Source organism: Paraburkholderia aspalathi, assembly GCF_900116445.1.
Taxonomy (GTDB): Bacteria; Pseudomonadota; Gammaproteobacteria; order Burkholderiales; family Burkholderiaceae; genus Paraburkholderia; species Paraburkholderia aspalathi.
This window is the reverse complement of sequence record NZ_FPBH01000020.1, coordinates 105,617-119,213: the sequence shown is the minus strand read 5'-3', so window position 1 is coordinate 119,213 and position 13,597 is coordinate 105,617. Positions and strand designations below refer to the sequence as shown.

Below are 13,597 nucleotides of genomic sequence, written 5' to 3'. Positions count from 1 at the left end.
CGCTTTTTTGCCGGGTCAAACCTGATAAAATGCGCGCACCTGTATTTTTGAACTTCTTTTCCCTTGGAGGGGTAATGGACAATATCGAACAGCGCGTCAAGAAGATCGTCGCAGAACAACTGGGCGTTGCAGAAGCTGAGATCAAGAACGAAGCTTCGTTCGTGAACGACCTCGGCGCCGACTCGCTCGACACCGTTGAACTCGTGATGGCCCTCGAAGACGAATTCGGCATGGAAATTCCGGATGAAGAAGCCGAGAAGATCACTACCGTTCAGCAAGCGATCGACTACGCTCGCGCGAACGTCAAGGCCTAAAGTCATTCGCGCCTGCGTTTCTGCGTTGGCGGCGTATGACGCCCTGCCGTGTCGGTTTCCGACGCCAGCAGGGCTGGCGCTTTTTGCCGTGCAGGAGCCAGCGATGTTGACAGCGCAACTTTTCGCGCGATTGCCGACTTTCAAGAAAACGCCGGGCCGCCCCAAGTTTTCTTGCCCCTCTCGGGGGGACCTGGTGCGAAGCGCCGGGGGTAGGGGGCGGCTAACAGCCACAGGGCACACAGGGCAGGTTCCTGTGGCCGCTGTGGCTTTTGTGCTTTTGTCATCTATGAAAAAGGGGTTACCGTGAGCCGCCGTCGTGTTGTTGTTACAGGCCTGGGGCTGATTTCGCCTGTTGGCAATAATGTTGCCGACGGCTGGGCCAATCTGGTCGCCGGCAAGTCGGGTATTGCCAATATCACGAAGTTCGATGCGTCGAACTTCTCGACTCGTTTCGCCGGCGAGGTGAAGGGCTTCAATATCGAGGACTACATCCCCGGTAAGGAAGCGCGCCACATGGATACGTTTATCCATTACGGCGTCGCGGCCGGCATCCAGGCGATGCAGGACAGCGGCCTCGAAGTCACCGACGAAAATTCGGAGCGCATCGGCGTGGTGGTCGGTTCGGGCATCGGCGGTCTGCCGATGATCGAAGCGACGCAAACCGAGCTGCTCAATCGCGGCCCGCGCCGTATTTCGCCGTTCTTCGTGCCGGCATCGATCATCAACATGATCTCCGGTCACCTGTCGATCAAGTTCGGCATCAAGGGTCCGAATCTCGCCATCGTTACCGCGTGTACCACGGGTCTGCACTGTATCGGCGAGGCTTCGCGCCTGATCGAATACGGCGACGCCGACGTGATGATCGCAGGCGGTGCCGAATCGACCGTGTCGCCGCTCGGCGTCGGTGGCTTTGCGGCGGCGCGTGCGCTGTCGCAACGCAATGACGATCCGGCAACGGCAAGCCGTCCGTGGGACAAGGATCGCGACGGTTTCGTGCTGGGCGAAGGCGCCGGCGTGATGGTGCTCGAAGAGTACGAACACGCGAAGGCACGTGGCGCGAAGATTTACGCCGAAATCAGTGGCTACGGGATGAGCGGCGACGCCTATCACATGACCGCTCCGCTGGAAGATGGCGACGGCGCGCGCCGCTGCATGCTGGCCGCGCTGAAGAATGCAGGCATCAATTCGGATCAGGTGAATTACCTGAACGCGCACGGCACGTCCACGCCGCTGGGCGACCTGGCTGAAACCACCGGCATCAAGCGCGCTTTCGGCGACCACGCCAAAGACATGGTCGTGAATTCGACCAAGTCGATGACAGGTCACCTGTTGGGCGGCGCCGGCGGTCTGGAGTCCGTGTTCACCGTGCTCGCCGTGCATCATCAGGTGTCGCCGCCGACGATCAACATCTTCAATCAGGATCCCGCCTGCGATCTCGATTACTGCGCCAACACCGCGCGGGAGATGAAGATCGACGTCGCGCTGAAGAACTCGTTCGGGTTCGGCGGCACGAACGGCACGCTGGTCTTCAAGCGCGCCTGATCGCTTGCTGACACACCGGTCGAAAACGCCGGCTTGCCCGGCGGTTTCCCTCGAATCGGCAACCGACGGAGCGCCGCAGCGGATCACGTTGCGGCGCTCCGTCGCCATGCGCGCCGCTTTGGGTATGTTCGTCCTGATGGCGACTGGCGCTGCCTATACATGCTTCGCGTCGCATCTGGGCGCCTGGCAGGCGGTTCCGTTGACGCTTGCCGTGTGGGCGCTGCTGACGCTCTGTGCGGTAAAGCATGAGCATGCGCAGCCGGTCGCGCTGAAAATCGGCCCAGACGGAGTGTCCACCTGGAACCGGGCCGGCAGTTTGTTGACGCAGGGTCGCATTGCCGGCTGTGCGCAATGGAGCGGTCGCCTGCTCGTTCTGGCGCTGGCGCCGGATCATGGGCGCTCCCGCACGCTGCTTCTTGCTGCTGACGCGCTTCCTGCGGCCGTTTTCCGGGAGCTGGCCGTGCTGGGTCGGCGTGGCGCCGGCGCCTGACTGTAACGACTGTAACCGCTGTTACCGGAGTAACGTGCCGCGATGATGGGGACGCTACAATGGTCCCCCGCCATGCGCCCTATAGTTAACGGATTTATCAGGTGAGCGAAAAAGAAATTGATCAGGTGCTGGTCGAGCGCGTCCAGAAGGGCGACAAGGCCGCGTTCGAGCTTCTGGTCTCCAAATACCACCGCAAGATTCTCCGGCTGATCTCCCGTCTCGTGCGGGACCCGGCCGAAGTGGAAGACGTCGCTCAGGACGCCTTTATCAAGGCGTACCGGGCGTTGCCGCAATTTCGCGGCGAATCGGCCTTTTATACGTGGTTGTACCGGATTGCGGTCAATACGGCAAAGAACTACCTTGCGACCCAAGGGCGGCGCGCACCGACTTCGACCGAAGCAGATGCTGAAGAAGCTGAAACTTTCTCGGACGCCGACCAACTAAGGGATATCAACACGCCTGAGTCGATGTTGATGAGCAAGCAGATCGCTGAGACGGTCAATGCTGCGATGGCGGTTTTACCGGAAGAGTTGCGCACCGCCATTACTCTTCGTGAAATTGAAGGTTTGAGTTACGAGGAAATCGCTGAGATGATGGGTTGCCCAATTGGCACAGTCAGATCACGAATTTTCCGCGCTCGCGAAGCCATTGCGGCAAAATTGCGTCCGTTGCTTGACACACCTGAAGGCAAGCGCTGGTAAACACCAGCCCGCCGGACGGGGCGCGGGTGCAATATCTGGATTAGTGGTGTCACTACGGGGTATTTGTAAGATGGGGAGCATCATGGGGTCGGTCTCGATGCAATCGCAAGCCAGCTCGCGCGGCGAGCGTCTGTCCGCTTTTGTCGACGGTGAGCTGTTCGGCGAAGAGCATCTGAACACGTTTGTTTCCGAACTGGACGGCGAAGATCGTGCCGCCTGGTCGTGCTATCACCTGATCGGCGACGCTCTGCGTTCCGACGATCTGGCGGTCAGCCCGGCGGCGAGCAGCGCGTTTCTGAGCGGTTTTGCCGCACGTTTCGACAATGAGCCGCACGTGCTCGCGCCTGCTGCAATGCCGGTCGCGCGGCGTTTGCTGGCGCTGCGCCGCCGCGTTGTGCCGGCGTTTGCCGTAGCCGCCGCCGCTGCCACGCTGACGTGGATCGTCGTGCCGCAACTGCAAGGCGTGCCGGGCGGACCGGGTGTGGCGCAAGTTGCGTCGACCCAGTCGCATGGCGATTCGCTGCAACGTGTGGCTATGGCGTCGGTGCCGGCTGCTACGCTTCAGCCGGTTGCGCAAGACGCCAACATCATTCGTGACGCCAGTCTCGATCAGTATCTGGAAGCTCACCAGCAATTCGCGCAACAACCGGTCATGCCGGGCTCGATGCCGCTGATTCGCGCTGCCGCCGTTTCTACGCAAGGCCAATAGTTTGATGCAGACTCCGCGGTTGAATAAAACGACTATCTGGGGGCGGCTGCCGGCATTTCTGTTCTGCGCAGCCGTATTGTTGTCCGCCACGCCGCGGGTCTTTGCACAAACCGACGATCCGCTCGTCGCCCGTCGCACGGCCGCAGAGCTGCTCGATCGCATTCATCAGGCTGCCCAGCAGCAGAACTACGAGGGCGCGTTTGTCTATCAGCGCGGTAATTTCGTTCAGACGTCGCGGATCGCGCACTACGCGACCCGTACTGACGGCGAATTCGAGCAACTCGAAAGCCTCGACGGCAAGCCGCGCAAAATGCTTCGTCACAACGAAGATCTCTACACGTTCGTGCCCGAGCGACATCTGTGCGTGGTCGAGAAGCGCCAGAACAAAGATTCGTTTCCCGCGCTGCTCGCTGTAAGCGGCGAGCAGGTGCTGTCCGTCTACGAGCCGAAGCTGCTCGGCGACGACCGCGTCGCGGGTATCGATAGCCAGGTAATCGAGCTCGATCCGAAAGACGCATATCGCTTTGCTTACAAGCTGTGGGCCGACAAGAAGACCGGCCTGCTGTTGCGTGCGCAAACGCTCGATCCGAACGGCCAGGTGCTCGAACAGTTGTCGTTTTCGCAGATTCGTATTGGCGTGCCGGTCGACAAGACCGCCATCGTCAACGGCATTCGTAATACAACGGGTTGGACGGTAGTGCGTCCGCCGGTCGAGCCGGTCGATATGGCTGCGCAAGGCTGGCAAATCACGCCGACGGTGCCGGGCTTCCGCAAGATTCGCGAGCTTCGCCGTCCCATGGCTGCGCGTGACCCCGGCCAGCCCACTATTCCGGTTGATCAAGCTGTATTCTCCGACGGCCTTGCGGCCATTTCGGTATTCGTCGAGCCGGTCGAGAACAATACTCGCAAGGAAGGCGCGGGCAGTAGCGGCGCCACGCACGTGCTGGTCAAGCGGCGCGGCGACTTCTGGATTACTCTGCTTGGTGAAGTGCCCCAGACCACATTGCAGCAATTTGCGTCTGCCATAGAATATAAAGCTCCGAAGTAATCTTCCGAATCACACGAATCCCTCGGCTTGCTACGATATGACGACTTTCTCGGTGCGCAAATTCCTCGCGGCCGCGGTGGTAGCGGCGTGTTTGCCGCTCGTGCCGCACACGGCATCGGCCGCTCCCGCAGCCAATCTGCCCGACTTTACTGACCTCGTCGACAAGGTCGGCCCGGCAGTCGTCAACATTCGCACGACCACGCGCGTGTCGACCAGCGGTGCCCGCGGCGGGTTGCCGCCAGGCATGGACGACGGCGACATGTCGGAGTTTTTCCGGCGCTTCTTCGGCATCCCGTTGCCGCAGTCGCCACAGTCGCCGGGTTCGCCGCGCGGTGGCGATAACGGTGGCAGCGGCAGTGGCGGCAACCAGGACTCGCCGGATAACAGCGATCCCGAACAGAACAGCGGCGTCGGCTCAGGCTTCATTCTGTCGGCGGACGGCTACGTGATGACCAACGCGCACGTCGTGGACGACGCGGACACCATTTACGTCACTCTCACCGACAAGCGCGAGTTCAAAGCCAAACTGATCGGCGTGGACGATCGGACCGATGTTGCCGTCGTGAAGATCAGCGCGGCCAACTTGCCGACCATCACGATCGGTGATTCGAACAAGGTGCGGGTGGGCGAGTGGGTGGTCGCGATCGGTTCGCCGTTCGGTCTCGAGAACACGGTGACGGCCGGTATCGTCAGCGCCAAGGGGCGCGATACGGGCGATTATCTGCCGTTCATTCAGACTGACGTGGCCGTCAATCCGGGTAATTCGGGCGGTCCGCTGATCAATATGCAGGGCGAAGTGATCGGCATCAATTCGCAGATTTACAGCCGTACGGGCGGCTTCATGGGCATCTCGTTCGCGATTCCGATCGACGAGGCGATGCGTGTGGCCGATCAGCTGAAGGCATCGGGCAAGGTCGTGCGCGGCCGGATCGCGGTGGCGATCGGTGAAGTCACTAAAGATGTTGCCGATTCGCTTGGTTTGCCGAAGGCGCAGGGCGCGCTGGTCAGCAGCGTCGAACCGGGTGGCCCGGCAGATAAAGCCGGCGTGCAGCCGGGCGACATCATCCTGAAGTTCAATGGCCATTCGGTCGATACGGCAACGGACTTGCCGCGTATGGTCGGCGATACGAAGCCGGGCACCAAGTCGACCATTACGATCTGGCGCAAGGGTCAGACGCGCGATCTGCCTGTCACGATTGCCGAGATGCAGCCGGACAAGACCACCAAGGCGGATGATAAGAAGCCGCCGGTGCCGAAGCAGCGCGCCACGAACGTGTTGGGTCTTGCCGTTAGCGATATCCCCGCCGACCAGATGAAGGCGCTGAAGCTGCGCAACGGTGTGCAGATCGACGCGGTAGACGGCCCGGCCGTGCGCGTTGGACTGCAAAAGGGCGACATCGTCCTGCGTGTGGGCGATACGGATATCACGAGCGCGAAGCAGTTCGACGAGCTGACAGCGCACCTCGACCCGCAGAAGATGGTTGCGTTGCTGGTCCGTCGCGGCGAGAACACGCAGTTCGTGCCGATTCGCCCGCGCGCCCAGAAATGAAGTCAATGGCGCCACTCACGCTCTACGGGCGCGCGTGGTGCCACTTATGCGACGACATGCGCGCCGCGCTCGAGCCGTTGCTGGCCGAATTCGCTGCGCAAGTCGTCGTGATCGACGTCGACACGGATCCTTTGCTGGAAGCCCGTTATAACGAGCTGGTTCCGGTTCTGGTCTGTGACGGCGTCGAACTGTGTCACTATCACCTTGACGTGGCGCGGGTTCGTGCCGCGCTTGCTGCACGCGTTGCAGTGACCCATTCGGGATCCGGTTAAGGGTCCAAAACAGGCGCGAACGTGCGCTGTTCACACCCCGTTTCACGTCTCTCCTAAGCCGTCTTTTCCGCCCGAGCCTTGCAAGATGCGCCGGGCGATAGCCTTTTCGGCTAAAATAGATAGGTTTTTCACCTACTTACAAGGCGTGCTCCGCTATTGTCCGAGCGCGCCTTTTTTGCTTGATCGGCACTGAATGGATCATATTCGTAACTTCTCGATCATTGCGCACATCGACCATGGCAAGTCGACTCTCGCTGATCGCATCATCCAGATCTGCGGTGGCTTGTCCGACCGCGAGATGGAATCTCAAGTGCTCGACTCGATGGATCTCGAGCGCGAGCGCGGTATCACCATCAAGGCACAAACCGCTGCACTGACGTACAAAGCCCGTGACGGGCAGATTTACAACCTGAACATGATCGACACGCCGGGCCACGTCGACTTCTCGTACGAAGTCAGCCGCTCGCTGTCCGCATGTGAAGGCGCATTGCTGGTCGTCGACGCAAGCCAGGGCGTGGAAGCGCAAACCGTCGCCAACTGCTACACGGCGATCGAACTTGGCGTCGACGTCATTCCGGTGCTCAACAAGATCGACCTGCCGGCCGCGAATCCCGAGAACGCGATCGAAGAAATCGAAGACGTGATCGGTATCGACGCAACCGATGCGACGCGTTGCAGCGCGAAGACCGGCCTCGGCGTGGAAGACGTACTCGAAGCACTGGTCGCTAAAGTGCCGCCGCCCAAGGGCGATCCGGAAGCACCGCTGCAGGCGTTGATCATCGACTCGTGGTTCGATAACTACGTGGGCGTCGTGATGCTGGTGCGTATCGTCAACGGCACGCTGCGCCCGAAAGACAAGATCCGAATGATGGCGACCGGCGCGCAGTATCCGGTCGAGCATATCGGCGTGTTTACGCCGAAGTCGAAGAACCTCGAATCGCTGTCGGCGGGGCAGGTGGGTTTCATCATCGCCGGCATCAAGGAATTGGCCGCTGCGAAGGTGGGGGACACCGTCACGCTGTTGAACCGTCCTGCTGCCGAACCGCTGCCGGGCTTCAAGGAAGTGAAGCCGCAGGTGTTCGCCGGTCTCTATCCGGTCGAAGCGAACCAGTATGATGCGCTGCGCGACTCGCTGGAAAAGCTGAAGCTGAACGACGCCTCGCTGATGTACGAGCCGGAAGTGTCGCAGGCGCTCGGCTTCGGTTTCCGTTGCGGCTTCCTCGGCTTGCTGCACATGGAGATCGTGCAGGAGCGTCTCGAGCGCGAGTTCGACATGGACCTGATCACCACGGCGCCGACCGTGGTGTACGAAGTTCTGCAGCGCGATGGCACGATCCTCATGGTCGAAAACCCGGCCAAGATGCCGGAGCCCTCGAAGATCGAAGAAGTGCGCGAGCCGATCGTCACCGTGAATCTGTACATGCCGCAAGACTACGTCGGCTCGGTGATCACGCTGTGTACGCAAAAGCGCGGCAACCAGATCAACATGCAGTACCACGGCCGTCAGGTGCAGTTGACCTACGAAATCCCAATGGGCGAAGTCGTGCTCGATTTCTTCGATCGTCTGAAGTCCATCTCGCGCGGCTACGCGTCGATGGATTACGAGTTCAAGGAATATCGCGCGGCCGACGTCGTGAAGGTCGACATGCTGATCAACGGCGACAAGGTGGACGCCTTGTCCGTGATCGTGCACCGTTCGCAAAGCCAGTATCGCGGCCGTGAAGTCGCGGCGAAAATGCGTGAACTGATTCCGCGCCAGATGTACGACGTGGCGATTCAGGCCACCATCGGCTCGAACATTATTGCGCGCGAGAACATTAAAGCCTTGCGTAAGAACGTGCTGGCAAAATGCTACGGCGGCGATATAAGCCGTAAGAAGAAACTGCTGGAAAAGCAAAAGGCAGGCAAGAAGCGAATGAAGCAGGTCGGGTCCGTCGAGATTCCGCAAGAGGCTTTCCTCGCGATTCTGCGTGTCGAAGACAAATAAGACGAACAACGGAACCCTATGAATTTTGCGCTGATTCTTTTTGTGCTCGTCATTTTGACGGGCGTCGCATGGGTCGCAGACAAACTGGTTTTCATGCCGCAACGGCGGCGCGCGGCGGAAGCCGTGGTCGCCGAGTTCGACCGCCAGCAGGCGCGCGTCGGCGAGCGTTTCGCCGACGAAAACGCGGCGCAAACGCGTGCCCGTCTGCGTGACGACAAGCTGCGTCAACCGTGGTGGCTCGAGTATTCGGCGAGCTTTTTCCCGGTGATTCTGGTGGTGTTCGTGGTGCGCTCGTTCGTGGTCGAGCCGTTCAAGATTCCTTCGGGCTCGATGGTGCCGACGCTGCTGGTGGGCGACTTCATCCTCGTCAATAAATTCGACTACGGCATCCGTCTGCCGATCACCAACACGAAGATCACCGAAGGCCGTCCGCTCGAGCGTGGCGACGTGGTGGTGTTCCGCTATCCGAAAGACGAATCGGTCGACTACATCAAGCGCGTGATCGGTCTGCCGGGCGACACCGTTGCTTATCAGGACAAGCAACTGACGATCAACGGCAAGCCGGTGCCAGAAACGCCGCTGCCTGACTACCTCGACGAAGAGCGCCTCGGCTACGCCAAGCAGTTCGAAGAAAATCTCGACGGCCGCAAGAACGCGATTCTGAACAACCCGGCCGTGCCGCCGTTCATCGTCGGCGCGGAAGATTATCCGTATCGCGATAACTGCACGTACAACGCACGCGGCGTGATCTGCAAAGTGCCGCCTGGCAATTACTTCATGATGGGCGACAACCGCGATAACAGCGCGGACAGCCGCTATTGGGGTTTTGCGCCGGATAAAAATATCGTCGGTCGCGCGTTTTTCATCTGGATGAACTTCAGCGATCTGAAACGCATCGGCTCATTCCACTGAGCACGCATGTCCTGATCGCACAACACGCCGCGCGGGTGGCCCACACTTAGGCCACATCAGTCGCGGCGTGTTATCACGCTACTTTAAGAATCTGCGGTAACGTCGCTTCACCACGCTTTTTCCGCTGGCCGTCCCGCGTTTTCGCCGGGGCAGGCGCCCGCGTTATACTCTGCCCATGCCCCTATCTCCGTTGGAAAGCCGTCTGCGCTACGAATTTCGCAATGCGGAATTGTTGCGCCAGGCTTTAACGCACCGCAGTCATAGCTCCACGCACAACGAACGGCTCGAGTTTCTCGGCGACTCCGTTCTAAATTGCGCGGTGGCTGCGCTTTTGTTCCAACGTTTCGGCAAACTGGACGAAGGCGACCTGTCGCGCGTCCGCGCCAATTTGGTCAAACAGCAGTCGCTTTACGAAATCGCTCAGGCCCTTAATATCTCTGAAGGCTTGCGTCTCGGTGAGGGCGAACTGCGCAGCGGCGGCTTCCGCCGTCCGTCGATCCTGGCTGACACGCTCGAAGCCGTGCTGGGCGCGGTGTTCCTCGACGGCGGGTTCGATGCCGCCCAGACGGTCATCAAGCGCCTTTACGTGCCGATTCTCGATCACATCGACCCGCGCACGCTCGGCAAGGACGCCAAGACGCTGCTGCAGGAGTATCTGCAGGGCCACAAGATCGCGTTGCCAACCTACACGGTCGTCGCGACGCATGGTGCGGCGCACAATCAGCAATTTGAAGTCGAGTGCACGGTGCCGAAACTGGACGTTAAGGTGTCCGGCTCCGGTGCGAGCCGCCGTGCGGCCGAGCAGGCCGCGGCCAAGAAGGCGCTCGACGAAGTCATGGCCGCCGCGCCCGCCGTGGTCGCCAAGCCAAAGCGTTCAAAGGGCGCCCGTGCCGCGAAGAATGCCGAGCAGGAGGTCGTGCCCGGCGTGACCGGTGTACAGGCCGCGCTCGATTTGCGCAGCCCGGATCGCAAGAGCGAACGCGGGACTGGGCGGGGTGAAACCCGCACGGCGCCGGCGGCGGAGTCTGCAGCCGAACGGCCGACCCTGACTGCGACGTCCGCGCCGCTGGCCGTGATTCGCGCCGCGCACGTGGAGTACAGCGGGCAGGACAAGTCGGAGCGCGCTGAGAGAGCTGACAGGTCTGCTGACAAAGCGGCAGCCGACAAGCCCGACGCCAAATCTGCTGAAATCAGATCCGAAGCCGGGAAGCCCGTAGACGCAAAGGCTGCTGAAGCCAAGCCCGCAGATGCAAAGGGCGCCGAAGCCAAGCCAGAAGCCGTCTCCCGCAGCGCCGACAAACACCGCAGCCGTGAAACCACACCCGGCGCAGCCGTGCCCACGCCTGGCGTGCCGGCACCTATCGAACACGAACCCGGCGTAGCCGACGCGGTGCAAACCCGCGTCGCCGATGCGGGCCATTGATTTCCATCGGCGCGCCATTCCCCGCGCGTCGATCTGAACCTGCCGTAGCCCGAATATGAACGCTCCCACTCCCACTGGTTTTCGCTGCGGCATGGTCGCGATCGTCGGCCGCCCGAACGTTGGCAAATCCACGCTGATGAATGCGCTGGTCGGCCAGAAAGTCAGTATCACGTCGCGCAAGGCGCAGACCACTCGCCACCGCATCACAGGCATTCATACGTTTGAAGACGCGCAGTACATCTTCGTCGACACGCCGGGTTTCCAGACCAAGCACAGCGGCGCGCTGAACCGTTCGCTCAACCGCGCGGTCACGTCCACGCTGAGTTCGGTCGACGCGATTCTGTTCGTGATCGAAGCCGGCCGCTTCGGCCCGGATGATCAGAAGGTGCTCGACCTGATTCCGCCGTCGGTACCCACGCTGCTGATCGCGAACAAGCTCGATCGCGTGTCGGATAAGGACTCGCTGTATCCGTTCATGCAGCAGGTGAGTGCGCTGCGTCAGTTCAACGAGATCGTGCCGCTGTCGGCGAAGAATTCGGACGACATCAAGCGTTTGCTGGAGACGATCAAGCCGTTCCTGCCGGAGGGTGCACCGATTTACGGCGAAGACGATCTGACCGATCGTAGCGAGCGCTTTCTTGCCGCCGAAATCCTGCGCGAAAAAGTGTTCCGCTGGACCGGCGACGAACTGCCGTACACGAGCACCGTGCTGATCGACAAGTTCGAAACCGAGGGGCGTCTGCGCCGCATTTTCGCGACCATCCTGGTGGAGCGCGATACGCAAAAAGCGATGATCATCGGCCAGAAGGGCGCCAAGCTGAAGCAGATCAGCACCGAAGCGCGCCTTGATATGGAAAAGCTGTTCGACGGCCCGGTGTATCTGGAAACCTTCATCAAGGTGAAGAGCGGCTGGGCTGACAACGAAGCCGGACTCCGTGCGTATGGGTACGAATGACGCGTGGATGACGCTGAATTCCGACGCTGACCCGGACGACTCGGCGCCGGCAGCGCCGGCACGCGAGCCGTCCAAACCGGCTCGCAGTACCAAAAAATCCTCATCGAGCGCCAAAAGCGCTCAGGGTGCTCAAAGCGGCGCTCAAGGCGCCGAAGGCGAGCCGCGCAAAGCGCCGGCGCGCCGCGCGCCTCGCACCTCCGCGTCCGATTACCGGATCGCTGAGCAACCCGCTTTTGTCCTGCACAGTTATCCGTATCGTGAGACCAGCCTGATCATTGACGTGCTGTCGCGCGATCACGGCCGTCTTGCGCTCGTCGCAAAGGGCGCGAAGCGTCCGCACTCCGCTTTGCGCGGCGTGCTGCAGACGTTCCAGCCGCTCGCCTTGTCGTGGACCGGCAAATCCGAAGTGCGCACATTGACCGGCGCAGAGTGGGTCGGCGGCATGTTGCCTTTGGCGGGCGACGCGCTGCTCTGCGGTTTCTATGTCAACGAACTGCTGGTCAAGTTCTGCGCGCGCGAAGACCCGCATCCGCAACTGTTCCATCATTACGTCGTCACGATGACGCGCCTCGCGCATGACGAACCGCCCGTGCAGGTGCTGCGTTCGTTCGAACGCGTGCTGCTGCGGGAAACCGGTTATGCGATGGCGCTCGATCGCACCGTTGCGCGCAAAGCGGTGCAGGCCGAAGGCCGCTACGTGTTCGATCCGGAACGCGGCGTGCGTGAAGCATCGGACGATCTGCCCGCGCAATGGCCGGTGATCGCTGGACAGACCTTGCTCGATATGGAAAAGGACGATTACCATCGAGCGCAGACTGTGGCGCAAAGCAAAACGCTGATGCGCTTTCTGCTCAACACTTACCTTGGCGGCACGCCGCTCGCGACGCGCCAGATACTGATCGACTTGCAGAACTTATGAGCTTCTTTCTTACGTCGCCGAACGTGATTGACCTGGGCGTGAACATCGATCACGTCGCCACGCTGCGCAACGCGCGCGGCACGTCTTACCCCGATCCGATCCGCGCCGCGTTGATGGCCGAAGAGGCCGGCGCTGATGTGATCACGCTGCATCTGCGTGAAGACCGCCGCCATATCGTCGACGCCGACGTGCGCAAGCTGCGGCCGCTCCTGAAAACACGCATGAATCTGGAATGCGCGGTTACGCAAGAGATGCTCGACATCGCGTGCGAAGTGCAGCCGCACGACACTTGCCTCGTGCCAGAAAAGCGCCAGGAACTGACGACTGAAGGCGGCCTCGACGTCGCTGGCCAGTTCGAAGCCGTGCGCGCCGCATGCAAGCAACTCGCCGAAGCGAGCTCGCGCGTGTCGCTCTTCATCGATCCGGACGAAACGCAAATCCGCGCCGCGCACGAAGCGGGCGCGCCGGTGATCGAGCTGCACACGGGCCGCTATGCCGAAGCGCACGATCCCGCCGAACAGCAGCGCGAATATGAGCGCGTGGTGCGTGCCGTCGAATTCGGCGCGACGCTCGGCATCAAGGTCAATGCGGGTCATGGCCTGCACTACACCAACGTTCAGCAGATCGCCGCGATCGAAGGCATCGTCGAATTGAATATCGGTCACGCGATCGTCGCGCATGCGATCTTCGCCGGGTGGGACAACGCCGTGCGCGAGATGAAGGCGATCATGGTCGCCGCCCGTCTCGGCGCAAGCGCGTAACGCCGCGGCGCCGAA

Annotated in this window: 14 protein-coding genes; all 14 read left to right on the top strand. The window is 61.2% G+C overall.

The genetic code is table 11. The annotated features are described in order from the left end of the window. The first annotated feature begins 74 nt into the window (after window positions 1-74). A complete protein-coding gene (gene acpP, locus BM438_RS27110) occupies window positions 75-314 on the top strand; it encodes an acyl carrier protein (RefSeq protein WP_004197638.1) in 240 nt (79 codons plus the stop codon). Between the two features lie 303 nt (window positions 315-617). Beyond that, the gene (fabF, locus tag BM438_RS27105) at window positions 618-1,856 is read left to right on the top strand and encodes a beta-ketoacyl-ACP synthase II (RefSeq protein WP_093640472.1); all 1,239 of its coding nucleotides are present in this window, start codon (window positions 618-620) and stop codon (window positions 1,854-1,856) included. Window positions 1,857-1,962: 106 nt separating this feature from the next. Beyond that, entirely contained in the window at window positions 1,963-2,346 is a 384-nt protein-coding gene (locus BM438_RS27100) for a protein YgfX (protein ID WP_093640671.1), read from the top strand. Between the two features lie 101 nt (window positions 2,347-2,447). Further along, on the top strand, window positions 2,448-3,047 hold the full coding sequence (gene rpoE / locus BM438_RS27095) for an RNA polymerase sigma factor RpoE (RefSeq protein WP_006051939.1): 600 nt from the start codon (window positions 2,448-2,450) through the stop codon (window positions 3,045-3,047). Window positions 3,048-3,129: 82 nt separating this feature from the next. Further along, on the top strand, window positions 3,130-3,756 hold the full coding sequence (locus BM438_RS27090) for a sigma-E factor negative regulatory protein (RefSeq protein WP_054036216.1): 627 nt from the start codon (window positions 3,130-3,132) through the stop codon (window positions 3,754-3,756). Window positions 3,757-3,760: 4 nt separating this feature from the next. Continuing rightward, on the top strand, window positions 3,761-4,804 hold the full coding sequence (locus BM438_RS27085; RefSeq protein WP_093640668.1) for a MucB/RseB C-terminal domain-containing protein: 1,044 nt from the start codon (window positions 3,761-3,763) through the stop codon (window positions 4,802-4,804). 37 nt (window positions 4,805-4,841) lie between these two features. After that, complete coding sequence (locus BM438_RS27080) at window positions 4,842-6,353, top strand: DegQ family serine endoprotease (RefSeq protein ID WP_093640469.1); 1,512 nt, start codon at window positions 4,842-4,844, stop codon at window positions 6,351-6,353. After that, entirely contained in the window at window positions 6,350-6,625 is a 276-nt protein-coding gene (locus tag BM438_RS27075) for a glutaredoxin family protein (RefSeq protein ID WP_093640466.1), read from the top strand. The genes BM438_RS27080 and BM438_RS27075 overlap by 4 nt, the downstream gene beginning before the upstream one ends. A 193-nt stretch (window positions 6,626-6,818) precedes the next feature. Next, window positions 6,819-8,612 (top strand): translation elongation factor 4, encoded by a 1,794-nt coding sequence (gene lepA, locus BM438_RS27070; RefSeq protein ID WP_093640463.1) that lies wholly within the window; start codon window positions 6,819-6,821, stop codon window positions 8,610-8,612. Between the two features lie 18 nt (window positions 8,613-8,630). Next, a complete protein-coding gene (gene lepB / locus BM438_RS27065; protein ID WP_054036224.1) occupies window positions 8,631-9,524 on the top strand; it encodes a signal peptidase I in 894 nt (297 codons plus the stop codon). 175 nt (window positions 9,525-9,699) lie between these two features. Beyond that, on the top strand, window positions 9,700-10,947 hold the full coding sequence (gene rnc, locus BM438_RS27060) for a ribonuclease III (RefSeq protein WP_093640460.1): 1,248 nt from the start codon (window positions 9,700-9,702) through the stop codon (window positions 10,945-10,947). Window positions 10,948-11,002: 55 nt separating this feature from the next. Next, the gene (gene era / locus BM438_RS27055) at window positions 11,003-11,902 is read left to right on the top strand and encodes a GTPase Era (protein ID WP_093640457.1); all 900 of its coding nucleotides are present in this window, start codon (window positions 11,003-11,005) and stop codon (window positions 11,900-11,902) included. Beyond that, window positions 11,889-12,821, top strand: a complete 933-nt coding sequence (recO, locus tag BM438_RS27050) for a DNA repair protein RecO (RefSeq protein WP_093640455.1) — start codon at window positions 11,889-11,891, stop codon at window positions 12,819-12,821. The genes era and recO overlap by 14 nt, the downstream gene beginning before the upstream one ends. Continuing rightward, the gene (pdxJ, locus tag BM438_RS27045; protein WP_093640452.1) at window positions 12,818-13,582 is read left to right on the top strand and encodes a pyridoxine 5'-phosphate synthase; all 765 of its coding nucleotides are present in this window, start codon (window positions 12,818-12,820) and stop codon (window positions 13,580-13,582) included. The genes recO and pdxJ overlap by 4 nt, the downstream gene beginning before the upstream one ends. Window positions 13,583-13,597: the final 15 nt, after the last annotated feature.